The sequence below is a fragment of the Jannaschia seohaensis genome (genome assembly GCF_900116765.1).
Taxonomy (GTDB): Bacteria; Pseudomonadota; Alphaproteobacteria; order Rhodobacterales; family Rhodobacteraceae; genus Jannaschia; species Jannaschia seohaensis.
On the sequence record NZ_UETC01000001.1, the window covers coordinates 216,651 to 234,541 of the forward strand.

16 protein-coding genes and 1 pseudogene are annotated in these 17,891 nt (G+C 67.8%); 9 read left to right on the forward strand and 8 right to left on the reverse strand.

The features are described 5' to 3' along the window. Nucleotides 1-134 precede the first annotated feature (134 nt). The 6 genes from DTQ71_RS01050 to DTQ71_RS23955 form a co-directional block, all read right to left on the reverse strand. The gene (locus DTQ71_RS01050; protein ID WP_109562441.1) at nt 135-962 is read right to left on the reverse strand and encodes a carbohydrate ABC transporter permease; all 828 of its coding nucleotides are present in this window, start codon (nt 960-962) and stop codon (nt 135-137) included. Nucleotides 963-1,094: 132 nt separating this feature from the next. Then, nucleotides 1,095-1,973: a carbohydrate ABC transporter permease gene (locus DTQ71_RS01055; protein ID WP_109562442.1), complete on the reverse strand. Its 879-nt coding sequence runs from the start codon at nt 1,971-1,973 to the stop codon at nt 1,095-1,097. Nucleotides 1,974-2,067: 94 nt separating this feature from the next. Further along, on the reverse strand, nt 2,068-2,220 hold the full coding sequence (locus DTQ71_RS23945; RefSeq protein WP_245947141.1) for a hypothetical protein: 153 nt from the start codon (nt 2,218-2,220) through the stop codon (nt 2,068-2,070). Between the two features lie 12 nt (nt 2,221-2,232). After that, nucleotides 2,233-2,787 (reverse strand): ABC transporter substrate-binding protein, encoded by a 555-nt coding sequence (locus tag DTQ71_RS23950; protein WP_342768104.1) that lies wholly within the window; start codon nt 2,785-2,787, stop codon nt 2,233-2,235. Beyond that, on the reverse strand, nt 2,697-3,014 hold the full coding sequence (locus DTQ71_RS24525; RefSeq protein ID WP_281271206.1) for an extracellular solute-binding protein: 318 nt from the start codon (nt 3,012-3,014) through the stop codon (nt 2,697-2,699). Before DTQ71_RS24525 ends, DTQ71_RS23950 begins: the two co-directional genes overlap by 91 nt. Next, nucleotides 2,971-3,372, reverse strand: a complete 402-nt coding sequence (locus tag DTQ71_RS23955; protein ID WP_245947143.1) for a hypothetical protein — start codon at nt 3,370-3,372, stop codon at nt 2,971-2,973. The genes DTQ71_RS24525 and DTQ71_RS23955 overlap by 44 nt, the downstream gene beginning before the upstream one ends. Before the next feature lie 115 nt (nt 3,373-3,487). Here DTQ71_RS23955 and DTQ71_RS01065 point away from each other — a divergent pair, with 115 nt between their 5' ends. Both DTQ71_RS01065 and DTQ71_RS01070 read left to right on the forward strand, forming a co-directional pair. Continuing rightward, the gene (locus tag DTQ71_RS01065) at nt 3,488-4,474 is read left to right on the forward strand and encodes a nuclear transport factor 2 family protein (RefSeq protein ID WP_109562443.1); all 987 of its coding nucleotides are present in this window, start codon (nt 3,488-3,490) and stop codon (nt 4,472-4,474) included. Further along, nucleotides 4,471-5,156, forward strand: a pseudogene (locus DTQ71_RS01070) (RraA family protein). Before DTQ71_RS01065 ends, DTQ71_RS01070 begins: the two are co-directional and overlap by 4 nt. 171 nt (nt 5,157-5,327) lie before the next feature. Here the strand turns inward: DTQ71_RS01070 and DTQ71_RS01075 are convergent. Further along, complete coding sequence (locus tag DTQ71_RS01075; protein WP_109562444.1) at nt 5,328-6,218, reverse strand: alpha/beta fold hydrolase; 891 nt, start codon at nt 6,216-6,218, stop codon at nt 5,328-5,330. Between the two features lie 60 nt (nt 6,219-6,278). Continuing rightward, on the reverse strand, nt 6,279-6,713 hold the full coding sequence (locus tag DTQ71_RS01080) for a MarR family winged helix-turn-helix transcriptional regulator (RefSeq protein ID WP_109562445.1): 435 nt from the start codon (nt 6,711-6,713) through the stop codon (nt 6,279-6,281). 88 nt (nt 6,714-6,801) lie between these two features. Between DTQ71_RS01080 and hmgA the strand changes: the two genes are divergently transcribed. The 7 genes from hmgA to DTQ71_RS01115 all read left to right on the forward strand — a co-directional run bounded on the left by hmgA (nt 6,802) and on the right by DTQ71_RS01115 (nt 17,587). Next, nucleotides 6,802-8,157 (forward strand): homogentisate 1,2-dioxygenase, encoded by a 1,356-nt coding sequence (gene hmgA / locus DTQ71_RS01085; RefSeq protein WP_109562446.1) that lies wholly within the window; start codon nt 6,802-6,804, stop codon nt 8,155-8,157. Further along, complete coding sequence (locus DTQ71_RS01090) at nt 8,154-9,119, forward strand: fumarylacetoacetate hydrolase family protein (RefSeq protein WP_109562447.1); 966 nt, start codon at nt 8,154-8,156, stop codon at nt 9,117-9,119. Before hmgA ends, DTQ71_RS01090 begins: the two co-directional genes overlap by 4 nt. Next, complete coding sequence (locus DTQ71_RS01095; RefSeq protein WP_109562448.1) at nt 9,116-10,066, forward strand: MBL fold metallo-hydrolase; 951 nt, start codon at nt 9,116-9,118, stop codon at nt 10,064-10,066. The genes DTQ71_RS01090 and DTQ71_RS01095 overlap by 4 nt, the downstream gene beginning before the upstream one ends. Nucleotides 10,067-10,237: 171 nt before the next feature. Then, the gene (locus DTQ71_RS01100; RefSeq protein ID WP_109562449.1) at nt 10,238-11,857 is read left to right on the forward strand and encodes an FAD-dependent oxidoreductase; all 1,620 of its coding nucleotides are present in this window, start codon (nt 10,238-10,240) and stop codon (nt 11,855-11,857) included. Further along, complete coding sequence (locus DTQ71_RS01105; protein WP_109562450.1) at nt 11,848-12,030, forward strand: DUF2783 domain-containing protein; 183 nt, start codon at nt 11,848-11,850, stop codon at nt 12,028-12,030. Before DTQ71_RS01100 ends, DTQ71_RS01105 begins: the two co-directional genes overlap by 10 nt. 72 nt (nt 12,031-12,102) lie before the next feature. Then, nucleotides 12,103-14,679: a calcium-binding protein gene (locus tag DTQ71_RS01110; protein ID WP_109562451.1), complete on the forward strand. Its 2,577-nt coding sequence runs from the start codon at nt 12,103-12,105 to the stop codon at nt 14,677-14,679. Nucleotides 14,680-15,007: 328 nt separating this feature from the next. Next, nucleotides 15,008-17,587: a calcium-binding protein gene (locus tag DTQ71_RS01115; RefSeq protein ID WP_281271207.1), complete on the forward strand. Its 2,580-nt coding sequence runs from the start codon at nt 15,008-15,010 to the stop codon at nt 17,585-17,587. The last annotated feature ends 304 nt before the right edge of the window (nt 17,588-17,891 follow it).

The window sequence follows — 17,891 nt, forward strand, 5'->3', positions numbered from 1 at the left end:
CTCCAATTTCCGATCCATAGCGCGGCCCCGGCCTGCCGCTTCCGAGACGGTTCCTGCTTTCTTCCCTGCCCAAATATCCCGGGGTCTGGGGCAGAGCCCCAGTCCGGCGGATCGGTCGGGCGCGCCGCTCCGGGTCATCGCACGGCCCCCATGGTCATCCCCTGGACGAAGTATTTCCGGATCGCCAAGGCGAGCACGAACATCGGCACCATGATGATGATCCCCGCCGCGCTCAGCAGGTTCCACAGGTCGCCCTCCTCCCCCTTGAACAGCGCGAGCCCGATGGGCAGCGTGACCGCGTCCTTGTTGGTCAGGATCAGCGCGAAGAGGAACTCGTTCCAGGCGATGATGAAGCAGAAGATGCCCGCCGTCAGCAGTCCGGGCGCGGCCATCGGGAGCACCACGTCGCGGATCACGCGCAGGCGAGAGGCGCCATCGACCATCGCGGCCTCTTCGGTGTCGATCGGGATGCCGTCGATGAAGCCTTTGATCATCCAGATGGCGAAGGGCATCACGATGGCCAGGTTCACCGCGATCAGGCCGATGCGGGTGTCGAGCAGACCCAGATCCCGGAACATCACGAAGAAGGGCAGCACGATCACCACGGCGGGCACGAATTGCGTGGCCAGGATGATGACCAGCATCGTCGTCTCGCCGGTCAGGCGGAAACGCGAAAAGCTGTAGGCCGCCATCGTCGCCACCGGAATCGCCAGCGCCACCGTCACCGTCGCCACCAGGGTCGAGTTCCAGAGCTTCGCGCCCAAATCGTAGGGCTGTTCGAACACGGTAACGAAATTCTCCAGCGTCGGGGTGACGAACAGGTTCAGGGTGTAGATGTTCCGCAGGGTCTTGAACGCGGCAAGGAAAATCAAAGCGATCGGCACCAGCATGATGGCGATCGCGACGAGGATCAGCACGACCTGCAGCGCGCCGAACAGGCGTTTGCGTTGCGCGCCGGTCATCGGGCGGCTCCGGCGTCGGTCGGGGAGGGGGCTCTGCCCCCGCGCCTGCGGCGCCCCCCGAGGTATTTTTGGCAAGATGAGGCGGGGCCGCGGCGCGTTAACCTTAATGAAAGGTGAAGGGAGGGCATCGGGTCAGTCCGTCCGGAACACGAACTTGGCATGGGCGAAGATCAGCGCGATCATCGGAATGACCATCAGCCAGGCGACGGCGGCGGCGTAGCCGATCTGGCCGTATTTCATGCCGGCGAAGTAGATGTTGTGGCTCAGCGTCTGGGTCGCGTCGCCGGGGCCTCCGTTGGTCAGCATGAAGATCTGGTCGAAGGCCTTCAGCGAGAAGATCGACTTGAGGATGATGACGACCGCGAGCACGGGAACGAGCTGCGGCAAGGTGATGTCCTTGAACACCCGCCAGCCGGAGGCGCCGTCGACCTGCGCGGCTTCGATCGTGTCCTGGGGGACGGACGCGAGCCCGCCGATCAGGACGAGGGTCAGGAACGGGATCCAGCCCCAGACATCGGCCTTCACGCAGACGGCGAAGGCGAGCACCGGGTCGGCCAGCCAGGACACGTCGGCCAGCCAGGGAAAGAGCGTCCCGAAGAACGCGTCGAAGAGGCCGAATTCCGGGTTGAACATGAAGCGGAAAGAGACGCCGATCAGCGCCGGGCTCATGGCGAAGGGCAGGATCAGGAGCGTCTGCACGCCGGATCGGAACTTGCCGCCCGGAGCGAGGAGAAGAGCGAGGCCGAGCGCCAGGCCGGTCGTCAGGGCCACGGTCGTGACGGTGTAGATCGCCGTCACTTGGACGGAGTTCCAGAAAGCCGGCTCGTAGCGGAAGGCCCAAGTGTATTGGTCCCACAGCGGCTCCATATATTGCTGCATCGAGCCGGGCCGCGACAGGCGGCCATTGGTGGCCGAGAGCCGCAGGCTTTCCCAGAGGGGCCAGATCGCGGTGGCGAGCACGACGACCACCGCGGGTGCGACGAGCAGATACTTTAGCGTGTTGTCTCGCATGTCGGGCGCGGCGGGGCGACCCCCGCCCTACCTTGGGGCGCCGCCCCGGCCCGGGACGGCGTAGGGCGGGGGTTTCCCGCCGCCTGGTCGATGGTCAGCGCGCGATGCAGCCCGAGCGGGTCAGGACGCGCGTGGCCTGATCGGCCGCGCCCTGCATCAGTTCGCGCACGTCGCCTCCGGCGGCGGCTTCGGCGATGGCCGCCGAGAGCAGGTCGCCGACCTCCGGCCATTCCGCGATCTGCGGCATGATGTCGGAGTTCTAGAGGCTGTCCCAAGCCGCCGCCTGGATGCCGTCATTGGCCGCGTTCACCGCCTCGTCCTGGAGCGAGGAGATATGGGTGACCACGTTGTTGACGATCGGCTGGCCCGCGACTTCGCGCTCGATGGCGTTGGCCTTGTCCATCTCGGGGTTCGAAAGCCATTTCAGGAACTCCCAGGCTGCGTCCTGGTTCTCGGAATAGGTCGAGATCGAGAAGGGCATGGAGATCGCGTAGGTCTCCGTCCGGCCACTGTAGGAGGGCATGCCGGTGAAGCTCACTTGCTCCATAGTGAGCGCAGACTGCTCCGGGTTGGTCATCGGCGAATAGGCCCACCACCAGACAGGCATCATGGCTGAATTGCCCTGCTGGAAGCTGATCCGCGCATCGGCCTCGTTGAAGCCCACCGAGTCGGGGTCGGTGATTTCGTGCACGGTATGCAGGGCGATGTAGTCCTCGGTCGCCGTCAGCGCCTCTTCGGTGGTCCAGGCCGGGGTGCAGTCGTCGTTGAGGATGTCGCCGCCGGCGGCCCAGAGGAAGTTGAGCCAGACGAACAGGTTCTGGCGGTTGCCGTCATTGACGTAATAGAGGCGAGCGGCGCGATCTCGGGGTTGGTCTCCTTCAGCTCCTTGCCGATGCGGATGACGTCGTCCCAGGTCTCGGACGCCTCGTCGATCAGGTCGGCGCGATAGAGGAACAGCTGCGGATGGGCGTGCAGCGGGAAGCCCATCGTCTCGCCCTCATAGCTGGCCGAGCGGGCGAAGGCGGCCGGGTAGCGGTCCATCGAGATGCCGTCCCGCTCCAGCAGGTCGTGGATCGGGTGCAGCCAGTAGCGGTTTGGGCGGGCCCCAGGTGTCGAGATAGTTGACCACGTCGAAAATGCCGTTGGCGGCCACGCCCTCGGCGTTCAGCTTTTCCTGCAGGCCGCCGAAGGGGATGAAGGTCCACTCGAGCTCGATGCCGGTCAGCTCCGTGAGTTCGTCGTCGCGCAGCATCAAGCCGTCGAATTGCGGCGTGACCACGGACAGAATGTTGAGCGTCGTTCCTTCGAACGGCTTACCCGCCAACAGACCGTAATCGATCTGATGGCTCTCGGCATAGGCGGCGCCCGCCGCCGTCATCGCGGCGAACGATGCCCCCACACCCAAGTCACGCCTGTCCGCGCCTCACTTGACACAACATGACATTGCCCCGGAGCGCATCGATCCTGCATACGTAGTCAACGGCGCGGATTCGCCGCATGGCAGAGGGACCGGCATGGGCAGCTACAGCGATCTGACATCATACATCCTGGGAATAACCGAAGAGATCTGGGAGGGGCGCGACCTCACTTCGCTGCGCCGCCATTACGGTGCGGACGTGCTGATGCGCTTTCCCTCGGGCCTGCTGCGCGGCAACCAGACGGTGATCGACGGCACGATGGCGACGCTGGCGGAGTTTCCCGACCGGCAGCTTCTGGGCGATGACGTGATCTGGTCCGGCAGCGAAGAGACCGGATATCTCTCATCGCACCGGATCATCACCAACGGCACCCATACCGGCCATGGCGAGTTTGGGCCGCCCACGGGCCGCCGCTTCGAGGTCTATGTGATCGCCGATTGCCACGCCAAGGACGAGGTGATCGACGACGAATGGCTGGTCCGCGATTTTGGCGGGATCGCGCGCCAATTGGGCTTCGACCCCTCAGAGCATGCGCGGGACCGGATTGCCCGCGAGGGAGGGCACAACGCGGCGCGCCGTCCGTTCCATCCCCGTGACGACGTGGCCGGACCCTATCGCGGGACCGGGAACGACAATGAATGGGGCGCGCGGCTGGCCGATCTGCTGGCGCGGATCATGGATAAGGACATCGCCACGATCCGCCGCGACTACGACCGGGCCTGCCGGGTGGAGCATTGGGGCGCGCGGGGCGGCTGGTCCTGGGCCTGGTCGGAGACGGACTGGATGCGCCTGCGGGCGTCCTTCCCCTCGGCGAAGTTCGAGGTGCATCACCGCATCGGACGCGAGGATCCGGGCCGGCCGCCGCGGGCGGCGGTGCGCTGGTCCCTGACCGGAACGCATGACGGGCCGGGACATTTCGGAACCCCGACGGGAGCGGAGGTCTATGTCATGGGCATCACCCATGCGGAATGGGGGCCGCATGGGCTGCGGCGCGAATACAGCCTGATCGACGAGGTCTCGATCTGGAAGCAGATCCACCTTCATACGGGAGCGCATGATGCGCCCGCTGCGGCGCCCGCATGATCCCCTGGGAACTCCTCGCCCGGGTCGACACGCCGACGGTCTGCAACGCCATCGAGGTGGCGCAAGGCAAGCGGGGCTTCGCGGGCTTTACCCGCGCGACGCCCGTCGCCTCGGCCCCCGACGCGCCGGCCATGGTCGGCTATGCCCGCACCGCCCGCATTCGCGGCGCCACACCCCCGACGGAGCCGCAGGACGTGATCCGCGCCCGGCGCATGGCCTATTTCGAGCATATGGCGTCGGGGCCGCGCCCCGCCGTCGCGGTGGTCGAAGACCAGGACGACGCGCCGCTCGGCGCGTGGTGGGCGAAATCCATGTGGCGGTGCATAAGGGGCTGGGGCTGAGTGGGGCGCTCACCAACGGGCTGGTGCGGGATCTGGGCGATCTCGACCCGGGCTTTCCGGTGGTCGCCGGCGGCGTCGGGCCGAGCCACGGCTTCGTCCATGTGACCGAATTCGGCACCGGGGCCACGGTGATGGGGCTGGAGGTGGCCGAGGGCGATCTCATCCATGCCGACCGCCACGGTGCTGTCGTCATTCCGACAGAGGTTCTACCCCGGCTTGAAGCGGCCATCGAGACGCTTTTCGCTTCGGAGGCGCTGGTCCTCGGGCCCGCGCGGTCGGAGGGGTTCGGGATCGAAGCCCTGCGGGAGGCCTGGTCCGCGTTCGAGAAGGCGCGGACCTGAGGTCAGCGCCTGGATCTCGATCCTTTGTGCTTGCAATGGCGGGCGGACTGGGGCTCTGCCCCAGACCCCGGAGTATTTTCGGCCAGAAGAAGGGTGCGTTAACCCTTATTGCATATGGGTTGACGGCTTTGAGGGGTGCCGAGCGCCGCGTTCGGGTTTGGGCGCGCCACCTCACCCTTGCCGCAGGAAGAAGGCGCGCAGCTCTGCGGCCACCTCCACCGGATGTTCTTCCGCGAAGTAATGCGTCCCGGGCATCGCGTGGCCCGTCACGTTCGACGCCCTGAGCCGCCAGAGCGCCAGCGCGTCGAACACCACTTCGATCGTGCCCCGGTCGCCCCAGAGCACGTGCAGCGGCATCTCCAGCTTGGCGCCCCCATCGGCATCGTCATGGGCGATGTCGATGGTCGCGGCGGCGCGGTAATCCTCGCACATGGCGTGGATGGTCGCGGGATCGTCGAAGGCCGTCAGGTATTCCTCCTTGGCCTCGGGGTGGAACGGGTCTCCGCCCTTGGTCTGGATGCCGCATTTGAGGCGCCAGAACTCCCGCGGGTTCCCCTCGATCAGCATCTCGGGCAGGGGCGCGGGTTGGATCAGGAAGTACCAGTGCCAATAGGCGCGGGCCAGTGCGTCGCCGCCGGTTGCGTACATCTCGCGGGTGGGTGCGATGTCGAGCATCACGATGTCGCGGACGCGGGCGGGATGATCGAGGCCGAGCCGGTGCGCGACCCGGGCGCCCCGGTCATGGGCACCGATATGGGCGCTCTCATAGCCGAAATGGTCGATCAGCGCGGCGATGTCGCCCGCCATGGCGCGCTTGGAATAGGGGAAGTGATCGTCGGTCGAAGGCGGCTTGTCGGAGCGGCCATAGCCCCGCAGGTCGGGAATGATGAGGTGGAAGTCCGAGGCGAGATCGGCCGCTACCCCGTGCCACATAGCCGAGGTCTGGGGATATCCGTGGAGCAGCACCAGGGGCGGCTTTCCTTGCGTGCCGCCATGGCGCACGAAAAGCGTGATCTCGGGGAGGGCGATACGCTCCTCCGTGAAGCCGGGGAACAGGGACATGGGGCCTCCTCGCGCCGAATCGTCCGCGCGCCGCGCTCGGGCTAGACGCGCCCCACGTTCCTAGCCGCGTGGCGAGAGGCGGTCGAGCGCGGCGTGGAGGAGCGTGGCTTCAGGCCCAAGGCGGCCGACCAGCTCCGCCTGGTACGCCTCCGCGATGGGGATGAGCCGCGCCAGCAGCGCCGCGCCCGCCTCGGTCAGGGTCAGACGCAGCAGGCGTCGGTCATGCGCGTCCACCTCCTTGCGGAGATAGCCCTTGGCCTCCAGGCGCGACGCCGCGCGGCTGACCTTGGACTTTTCGAGCCGCACCCGCCGCTCGATGTCGCGCAGCGCCGGGCTCTCGCCATAGCCCACATTCACCAGCACCCGCCATTCCGCGATCGAGATGCCGAAGCGGTCGCGATACTGCCGTGCCAGCCCGTCCGACAGCTCGGCGGCGATCACGGTGAAGCGGTAGGGCAGGTAGCCCTCCAGGTCAAAGGCGGGGAGGTCGGTCATTGGTGCAGAAGACCCGAGGGCCGTTGCAAATGCAACGATCATCGACTAGTTGCATGTGCAACGAATACCCCCGGCACCGGAGCATGACATGACCGAGCAGGCCCCCAAGCTGACCATGGCGCCGCAAGCGGCGGGCGCGCATCCGGGCTACATGCCGGGCTTCGGAAACGACTTCGAGACGGAGGCCCTCCCGGACGCGCTGCCGCAGGGGATGAATTCGCCGCAGAAGTGCAATTACGGCCTCTATGGCGAGCAGTTGAGCGGCACCGCCTTCACCGCGCCAAGCCACCAGAACGAACGGACCTGGTGCTACCGCATCCGTCCCTCGGTCAAGCACACCCGCCGGTTCGACAAGATCGACCTGCCCTATTGGATCAGCGCGCCGCATGTGGACCCGGACGTGATCTCGCTGGGCCAGTATCGCTGGGACCCGGTGCCCCATGCCGACACGCCCCTGACCTGGCTGACGGGGATGCGCACGATGACCACGGCGGGGGACGTGAACACGCAGGTGGGCATGGCCGCGCATATCTACCTCGTGACCGAGAGCATGGTGGACGATTACTTCTACTCCGCCGATAGCGAGTTGCTGGTCGTCCCGCAGGAGGGCCGGCTGCGCTTTTGCACCGAACTCGGCGTGATCGAGGTGGAGCCGCAGGAGATCGCGATCCTGCCCCGTGGTCTCGTCTACCGCGTCGAGGTGCAGGAGGGGCCGTGCCGGGGCTTCGTCTGTGAGAATTACGGGCAGAAATTCGCGCTGCCGGGGCGGGGGCCGATCGGGGCCAACTGCATGGCGAACCGGCGGGATTTCAAGACGCCGGTGGCCGCTTTCGAGGACCGGGAGGTGCCGTCGACGGTGACGGTGAAATGGGCCGGGCAGTTCCACCGGACCCGCATCGGCCACTCGCCGCTGGACGTGGTAGCCTGGCACGGCAATTACGCGCCCTGCAAATACGACCTGCGGACCTATTGCCCCGTGGGCGCGATCCTGTTCGACCACCCGGACCCGTCGATCTTCACCGTGCTGACGGCGCCCTCGGGCGTGGAGGGGACGGCGAATATCGACTTCGTGCTGTTCCGCGACCGCTGGATGGTGGCCGAGGACACGTTCCGCCCGCCCTGGTATCACAAGAACGTCATGTCCGAGCTGATGGGCAACATTCACGGCATCTATGACGCCAAGCCCAAGGGGTTCGTGCCGGGGGGCCTGAGCCTTCACAACATGATGCTGCCGCACGGCCCCGACAAAGGGGCATTCGAGGGTGCGTCGAATGCCGATCTGAAGCCCGAGAAGCTGGCCGACACCATGTCCTTCATGTTCGAGACGCGCTTTCCGCAGCACCTCACCCGCTTCGCCGCGCAGGAGGCGCCGTTGCAGGACGACTATATCGACTGCTGGGCGGACCTGGAGAAGAAGTTCAACGGCACGCCGGGGGTGAAATGATCCTCGCCTCCCTGCCCGAGGGCCGCGACGGAGCCTTGCGGATCGTCGCCCCGGATCGGGCGACCGCGACGCGCGCCGGGGCGGCGACGTTTCGGGCGCTGCTCGACGGCGCCTCGGACGCGGCCGCAGGCGGCCCGGAGCCCTTCGATATCGCTCGCTGTGGCGCGCCCCTTCCTCGGACGGGGCAGTTCCTGGACGGCTCGGCCTATGTCAACCATGTGGAGCTGGTGCGGAAGGCGCGCGGCGTGCCCATGCCCGAGAGCTTCTGGACCGATCCGCTGATGTATCAGGGTTGCTCCGACCCGTTCCTGGGGCCGGCCGACCCAATCCTGACCGATCCCACCTGGGGCACCGATTTCGAGGCCGAGGTGGCGGTCGTGACCGGCGACGTGCCGCTGGGGGCCGACATCGACACGGCCCGCGCGGCGATCCGTTTCGTGCTGCTGCTCAACGACGTGTCGCTGCGCGGGCTGATCCCGGACGAGCTGGGCAAGGGGTTCGGCTTTGTCCATGGCAAGCCGCCCTCGGCGCTGGCCCCCCTTGCCGTCGCGCCGGAGGCGCTGCCGGGGTGGGACGGGGACCGGCTGAACGCGACCATGTGCATCGATTTGAACGGCGCGCCTTTCGGGCGGCTCGACGCGGGGCGGGACATGACCTTCGGCTTCCCCGAACTCATCGCCCATGCTGCGCGGACCCGGCCGCTCGCGGCGGGCACGGTGGTGGGCTCGGGCACGGTGTCGAACAAGGGCGCCGATGGCGGGCCCGGCCGCACCGTCGCCGATGGCGGCGCGGGCTACGCCTGTCTGGCCGAGCAGCGCATGGTCGAGACCATCCGGGACGGCAAACCGTCCACGCCGTTCCTCAAGTCCGGCGACCGGGTGGAGATCTGGATGGAGGACGCCGAGGGGCGCGACCTCTTCGGCCGTATCGCGCAGGACGTCAAAGCCAGGAGTGAGACATGAGCAAGGCCTTCGCCTCCCAGGGCGACTTGACTGAAAAGACCATCACCTTCGATGAGGTGGGCCGCGACCTCTGGGCCTTCACCGCCGAGGGCGATCCGAATTCCGGCGTCATCATCGGCGACGAGAGCGTGATGGTCGTCGAGGCGCAGGCCACGCCGCGCCTCGCCGAAAAGGTGATCGAGCGGGTGCGGAGCGTGACCGACAAGCCGATCAGCCATCTCGTCCTGACCCACTACCACGCCGTCCGCGTGCTGGGCGCCTCGGCCTATGGCGCGGATAGCATCATCATGTCCGAGACCGCCCGCGCCATGGTGGCAGAGCGCGGGCAGGAGGATTGGGACAGCGAATTCGCCCGCTTCCCCCGTCTCTTCGAGGGGCATGAGAGCATCCCGGGCCTGACCTGGCCCACGACGACCTTCAACGACCGTATGTCGGTCTATCTGGGCAAGCGCCGCGTGGACATCATGCATCTGGGCCGGGCGCATACGGCGGGCGACGCCGTCGTCTACGTGCCCGACGAGAACGTCATGTTCACCGGCGACATCGTCGAGGACCGCTCCGCCTGTTATTGCGGCGACGGGCATTTCCACGACTGGCCCGCCACGCTGGACCGCATCCGCCGCTTCGATCTGGACGCCATCGCGCCGGGCCGGGGCGGGGCGCTGGTGGGCCGCGAGGCGGTGGAGCGCGCGCTGGTCTCGACCGAGGATTTCGTCCGCTCCACCTACCGCCCCGCCGCCCGCGTGGCGCTGCGCGGCGGCACGCTCAAGGAGGCCTGGGACGCGGTGCGCGCCGAATGCGACCCGAAATTCTCGGACTACGCCATCTACGAGCACTGCCTGCCGTTCAACGTGGCCCGCGCCTATGACGAGGCGCGCGACATCGACACGCCGCGGATCTGGACGGCGGAGCGGGACAAGGAGATGTGGGAGGCGCTGCAGGGATGACACCTTTGACGACGTTCGACTGACCCGCTTCCGAGAGGGCGGGACCGGGGGCCAGCCCCCGGAGCCCCCGGGATATTTGAACAGGGAAGAAAGGGGCTCGCAGGTTTGTCGGAGCAGTCTGGGCCAGGACCCGATCGGGGGTCCGATGGCTGCGCATTTACGGGGGAGACCATGCTTGACGATCGCTATGATCTGGAGTTCCGCCTCTGGCCCTATGGGCACGTGCCGGACCAGGACACCACCGCGCGCCACCCCGTCGTCATCGTCGGGGCAGGCCCGGTGGGCCTGGCGTTGGCGCTGGACCTGAGCCTGCGCGGCACGCCCGCGCTGGTGCTGGACGACAGCGAGGGGGCGGGGATGGGGTCGAAGGCGATCTGCTTCTCCAAGCGCACGCTCGACATCGCGACGCGGCTCGGGGCCGGGGCGCCGATGGTCGAGAAAGGGGTCGTCTGGCAGGTGGGACGCGTCTTCCATCGCGACGCCCAGGTCTTCGAGTTCGACCTCCAGCCCGATCCGGGCCACCGGAACCCGGCCTTCATCAATCTCCAGCAGCCCTATTTCGAGCGCGACCTCTTCGAAGCGATCCAGCGCGCCCAGGCCGAGGGCGCGCCCATCGAGATCCGAGGCCGCAACCGCGTGACGGCCGTCGATCCCGGCGCCGATGGCGTGCGGGTCGAGATCGACACGCCGGACGGGCCCTACGCGCTGGAAGCCGACTGGCTGGTCGCCTGCGACGGCGCGCGGTCGCCGACCCGCACCATGCTGGGGCTGGGCTTCGAGGGGCGCGTCTTCGAGGATAACTTCCTGATCGCCGATGTGCGCATGACCGCCGATTTCCCGACCGAGCGCTGGTTCTGGTTCCAGCCGCCCTTCGACGGGGCCGGGGATTCGGCGCTTTTGCACAAGCAGCCCGACGACATCTGGCGGATCGACTTCCAACTGGGTTGGGAAATCGAGCGCTCCCGCGAGTTGGAGCCCGACCGCATCCGCGCCCGCGTCGATGCAATGCTGTCCTCGCAGACCGGCACGGTCCCGGATTATGAGCTGGTCTGGACCTCGATCTACACCTTCCAATGCCGCCGGATGGAGCGGTTTCGCCATGGCCGCGTCCTGTTCGCCGGCGACAGCGCGCATCAGGTCTCGCCCTTCGGCGCGCGGGGGGCGAATTCGGGCGTGCAGGATGCCGACAACCTCGCCTGGAAGCTGGACCTCGTGCTGCGCGGCCACGCGTCCGACGCGCTGATCGACAGCTACGCCTCCGAGCGGGAGGAAGCGGCGGACGAGAACATCCTGAACTCGTCGCGCGCCACGGATTTCATGACGCCCAAGACCGAGATCAGCCGCATGTTCCGCGATGCCGTGTTGGATCTCGCCGGGCGGCACGCCTTTGCCCGGCCCATGGTCAATTCCGGCCGCCTCTCGACCCCCTGCACCTATCGCCAGGCCGGGGAGGATGCGCTGGGCGGCCCGCCAGAGACACGGCCCGGCGCCGCATGCGTCGATGCGCCTGTGGGGGAGGGGTTCCTGCTGGAGCGTCTGCCGCGCGGGTTCACCCTGCTCGCCATCGGGGGCGATGCGCCGCCGCCGGCTGCGCGCGGCGACATCGCCGTGGACCGGCTGCACCTGCCCGCGCCCACAGCGGAGCTTGCCGCCCGCTATCTGGGCGACAGCCCGAGCGCCGTCTATCTGATCCGCCCGGACCTGCATATCGCGGCGCGCTGGCCGGATTTCGACGCGAGGGCCGTGGATCGGGCCCTGGCGCAGGCACTGGGAGAGCGGCCATGCCTCTGATCCTCGACCCGAACCTTCCCGACCCGGACGGCTTCTATCAGGAGCTGTTGGCCGCCCATGAGGGTCTGACCAAATCCGAGAGCGACGCGCTCAATGCGCGGCTGATCCTGATCCTGGCGAACCAGATCGGCGACCGCGCCGTCTTGACCGAGGCCCTGCGCGCGGCCCGCTGATCGTTTCTCGGCTTGCGGGGACCCGCGTTTCTCATAGGGTCTCCCGCGACGGATCGCATCTTGGAGAGACCGATGGCCGAGATCGTGGGGACGCCGGAGGACGACCGGGGTCCGACACGCCTGAACGGCACCGCGGAGGACGACTTCATCCGGGGCCGCGCGGGCGACGATGAGATTTTCGGCCGCGATGGAAGCGACACATTGAGCGGCGGGGGCGGCGATGACACGCTGGTGCCCGGCCCCAGCGGCGCCGGGCCGGAGCGGGTCGATCCCGGACGGGGCTCGGACCGGATCGATCTGGCCGGGCTCAGCGCCTTCCTGGAGTTGGGTTATTTCGACGCCGCGCCGCTGAACGTGACGCTTAACGAGGGCACCGGCACCGCGCGCGTCGTGGAGCAGGATGGCGCTGTCGATACCTTCACCCAGTTCGGTCGCGTCGCGCGCGAATTGGGCGCTTTCTTCGGCGGCGGCGAGGGGGCGGATCGTTACGATATCGCGGCGGTCTCGGCGGGCGCCTATCTGCATGTCGATCCCCAGGGTGGCGACGACACGATCACGCTGCGCGGGGGCGAGGGGACGGTGCGGCTGGGCTTCGCCACCGACGGTCCGGACGGGGTGACGGTCGATTTGGTCACCGGGCGGATCGACGCCGGCAGCCAGGGCGACGACCGCATCCTCTATCTCGGCGACCCGCGCCGCCTGCAGATCCAGAGCGGCGACAGCGACGACCGCTTCATCGGCGGCAATGGCCGCCTGGAGGAGTGGGTCTGGCGCGGCGGCGACGACAGCATCGACGGCGCGGGCAGGGCGATCACCATCCTCAATCTGACCGAGGACGGGGTGTCCGGCGTGACGGTCGATCTGGCTCAGGGCCGGGCGACGGCCAGGTGGGAGGGGCGGTCCCATACCCTGACGCTGAGCGACGTGGACCAAGTGCTCGGCGGGTCCGCTGCGGACTTGCTGCGCGGCGATGGCGGTGCCAACCTCATCGAAGGCGGCGACGGCGATGACACGATCGAGGGGGGTGAGGGCAACGACCTCCTGCGCGGAGACGCGGGGGACGACCGCATCCTTGCCGGTGGCGGCACGGCCAACGTGCTGCGTGGCGGTGATGGGGACGATACGCTGATCTCGGGGACCGGGGCCGACGATATCGGGGGCGGAGCCGGGGATGACCTGATCGACCTGACGGGGATGACCTCCGGCTTTGGCGGCTTCATCTCGCCGGGGCTGGGCACCGACACGATCGAGGGCAGCCGGGCCCTTTGGGCGCAAGGCGACGGCCATGGCCTGAGCTATGACGATGTCGGCCGCCCCGGCGCCGGCCTGACCGTCGAGATCGGGGCCGAGGGCAGCGGGACCGCCGTCTCGGCGGATGGGACGATCTTCGACCGGTTCAGCTTCTTCGATTTCTTCTCCACCGGGGCGGGCGATGATCTTCTGATGGGATTGGACGATCCGTCGGGGAGCGGCCGGTTCGAAGGCTTTCGCGGCGGGGCCGGGGACGACACGATCCTGGGCGGAACGGGCGGCTTCGACGTGATCGACTATCGCGGGGAGCGCTTCGAGAACGGCGCCGTCCGCGCCATCTCCGTCGACCTCGCGCGCGGCACCGCCCGGGACACCTACGGTGACCGGGATGTCATCGAGGGGATCGAGGCGATCTGGGCCACCGGGCTGGACGATGTGCTGCGCGGTTCGCCCTCCCAGGACTTCTTGTCGTTCCGCGGCTATCGCGGGGCCGACACGCTCGACGGCGCCGAACTGAGGGGACTGGCCGACGGCACGCGCCTCGGTTTCGAGATCGCGGATTATTCCGACGACGCCCGAGACGGCGGCACGGCCGGAGCGGTGGTCGATCTGGCCGTGGGCACGGGCCGCGACGGGTTCGGGACCGTCGATATCCTGCGGAACGTGGACGGGGCGATCGGCACCGAGCTCCAGGACGTGCTGCGCGGCAGCGGCACAGCGAACGACCTGCGCGGACGCGGCGGCGATGACCGGCTGGAGGGGCGCGGCGGGAATGACACGCTGCGCGGCGATGCCGGGGCCGACACGCTGGTCGGCGGCGCGGGCCGCGACCGGTTGGAGGGCGGCGATGGCGGCGACGTCTATGTCGTCGACACCGGCGATATCGTGGTCGAACTGGCGGGCGGAACCGGCCGGGACGAGATCCGCACCTCCGTGTCCTTCGCCATCGCGCCGGGCGTGGAACAGATCACCGCCCTAGGCCGCGGCAATCTCCGGCTGGAGGGCTCGGCGGCGGGCGAGACGCTGCTCGGCAATGGCGGCGCCAACATCCTCGTGGGCTTCGGCGGCGCTGATGTGATGACCGGCGGCGGCGGCGCGGATGTCTTCGTGCTGACCGCGCGGGGCGGGACGCCGCCGGAGGTCTCCGTCACCGATTGGGGCCGAGGCGGCGACCGGCTTGCGGTCGACGACCAACTGCTCGGGCTGGGTGCGCCGGGCATCGACATACGGGGTCTCACGGTCGGCACCTTCCGCGAGATCCGGGAGACCGGCGCCGTGGGCTACGACGCCCGCACCGGCGCGCTGCGGCTCGACATCGACGGCGATGGCACCCGTGAACTGGTCGCGACGCTGGAGGGTGGCGCTCGGCTGAGCCTCGACGACGTGCTGCTGTTCTGATGCTGCGCCGGGGCGCGCGCATCCGGTTTCAAGCGCCGGATTTGCGCGAGCGGCGGGAATCTCGGAGCGCGCCCCGCATCGCCCCGCGCGCGGTGAGCCAGGGCCGTCTCTCGGCCTTCACCCTGCTCGCGATCCGCAAGCCCGAGACCGGCGTTGCGACCTATGCCCGGCCCCGACGCCCTCGCCGTCTGAGCCAGGTCGCGCGGACCCGGAAGCCGCGCTGCTTTTTTGGGCGTCTGCCCGTTGTTGCGGCGCGGGCTTTACGCCGGGTTGTCAGAATCAACGTCTCGACTAGCCTGTTTCTGCTTTTATGAGGGGAGGGGCGGCCATGGCCGATATTTTTGGAACCGAGACCGACGACCGCGGGGCGACGCAGCTGACCGGGACGGCCCAGGACGATCTGATCCAGGGGTTCGCGGGCAATGACGAGTTGTTCGGCCTGGATGGCAACGACACGTTGGAGGGCGGTCCGGGCAACGACACGCTGGTGCCAGGACCGACGGAGGAGTTCGGCAATCAGCGCATCCGTCCCGGCACCGGCTCGGACCGCATCGACCTCACCGGATCGAATGCCTTCATCGATATCGGCTATTTCGACCACCCGACCGCTCTGACCGTCGTCCTCGACGAACCCGGAGATTTCGGCCGCGTCACGGACGGCGCGGGGGATATCGATACCTATGTCGATCTGGGCCGCCAGATCCGCGAGAACGGCATCTATTTCGCTACGTCCAATTTCGACGACGACATCACCGTCACCTCGGCGGATCGAAACAGCTACGTCCATATTGATCCGGAGGGCGGAAACGACAGGATCACGGTCACCGGGGGGGAGGGGACCGTTCGTCTCGAGTTCCGCGCCAATGGCAACCCTGGCGATGCCGGTGTCACCATCGATCTCGCCACCGGCGTGGTGACGTCACCTAATGGCGACGAGGACATCATCTTGATCGAGGCGCCGCAGCGGCGCTTGCAGATCCAGACGGGCCACGAGAACGACAGCATCACCGGCTCCGCCACCGAGGACGAGCAGTATATCTGGCGCGGCGGCAACGACACGATCGACGGGGTGGCGGGCTTCGACATGCTTCGCATGGACGACAGGCGCGTCTCCGATGTGGATATCGACCTCGCCGATCGCACCGCCACGGCCCGCTACGAAGGGCAGGCGTTCCAGATCAGCCTCGACAACATCGATGGGATCGCGGGCTCCAATGACGATGGCGACGAGTTGCGCGGCGACGATGGAGAGAACTACATCGAGGGCCGCGACGGCAATGACACGATCGAAGGCCGCGATGGCGACGACGATCTTCGCGGGGACAACGGCAACGACTTGATCGATGGCGGCGGCGGCGAGAACCGCCTGCGCGGGGGCGAAGGCAACGACACGCTGATCTCCGGGCCGACCAACGACGATATCGATGCGGGGAATGGCAACGACCGGATCGACCTCACCGCCATGGTCGAGGGCTGGGGCGGCTTCATCCAGCCCGGCTTGGGCCAGGATACCCTGCTCGGCAGCCAGGCCCTCTGGGACGCGGGCGAAGGCCATGATCTCAGCTACCGGCCGCTCGGGGGCGTCAGCGGCCTCATCATCGAGGTCGGCGCGAACGGGACCGGCACCGCCCGGTCGGGCGACGGGCAGGTGAACGACAGCTTCAGCTTCTTTCACTACTTCAACGGAAGCCAGGACGACGACCGCATCACCAGCGTCGACGAAGCGGACGACACCTTCCGTTTCGAGGCCTTTTCCGGAAACGGGGGGAACGACACGATCATTGGCGGCGAGAACGGGTTCGACGTGCTCAGCTATCGCGATGAACGCTTCGACAATGACAATGTGCAGGCGGTGACGGTCAACTTCGCCACGGGGGTCGCCATCGACACCTTCGGGGATCAAGATCGCTTCAGCGGGATCGAGCAGGTGCAGGGGACTTTCCTGGCCGACACCTTCATCGGTTCGAACAGTCAGGAAATCATGTGGTTCCGCGGCTATGATGGTGCCGATACGATCCAGGGCGCCGAACTCGTGGAGGAGGCGGACGGCACGCTTCTCGGTTTCGAGACGGCGGATTATCTCGACGACGCCGGCGATGGGGGAACCGCAGGTGTCGTCGTGGACCTGGCCGCCGGAACCGGGCGGGATGGGTTCGGCAATGTCGACACGCTGATCCAGGTCGATGCCGTGCGCGGAACCTTGCAGAATGACGTGATGCGGGGCACCGAAACCTACAACGACTTGCGCGGCGAAGCCGGAGACGACCTGTTGGAGGGCCGCGGCGGCAATGACTTCATGCGCGGTGGGGACGGCAACGACACGCTCGATGGCGGCGCGGGCCGCGATCGGATGGAAGGCGGCACCGGCGACGACATCTACATCGTCGACAGCGCCCGCGATTCCATCTTCGACGAGGGCGGCGTGGACGAGATCCGGACCAGTGTGAATTTCGGGATCGTCGAAGGGATCGAGCAGCTTACGGCGACCGGGCGCGGCAACATCCGGCTCGACGGGTCGGAGCGGGACGAGACCCTGGTCGGCAATGCCGGCGCCAACATCCTGGTGGGCTTGGGCGGCGCCGATGTGATGACGGGCGGCCGCGGGGCGGACAGCTTCGTGCTGACCGCGCGGGGCGGGACCGATCCGAACGTCTTGGTAACCGATTGGGAGCGGGGCAGGGACCGGCTCGCCATCGACGACCAGCTGGTGGGCCTGGGCGCGCGTGGCATCGCCATCCGCGAGCTGGGGATCGACGATTTCCGCACCCTGCGCGACAGCGGCTCGGTCGGCTACAACGCCCGAAACGGAGAGCTGCGCCTCGACATCGACGGCGATGGCGACCGAGAGCTTGTGGCTACGCTGGAAGGCGGCGCGCGGCTGGGCTTGGACGACATCCTGTTGTTCTGAAATACAGAATCGGCCGACCGCTTTCCGCGGAAGCCCTGCGGGGGACCCGCGCGTGACGCGACGTCCCCCGAGGGACCGGGGCGGCGGCCGACCGATGGCGGAGGACCGCCGCTGATCCCAAGGCCCCAAGGAGACGCCCATGCCAGCCAGCGCTGAAAGTCCCGGTGGTCTGAAGGTCGGATATCCAGGGGTCGGAACCTTCGAGATCCTCGTGCCGCCAAACGCATCGGAGGGCTTGAGCTCGGTCTTCGAGTCCGACGAGCGAGCGGAGTTCGTGCTCGGCTACCTCGACCGCGGCGAGACC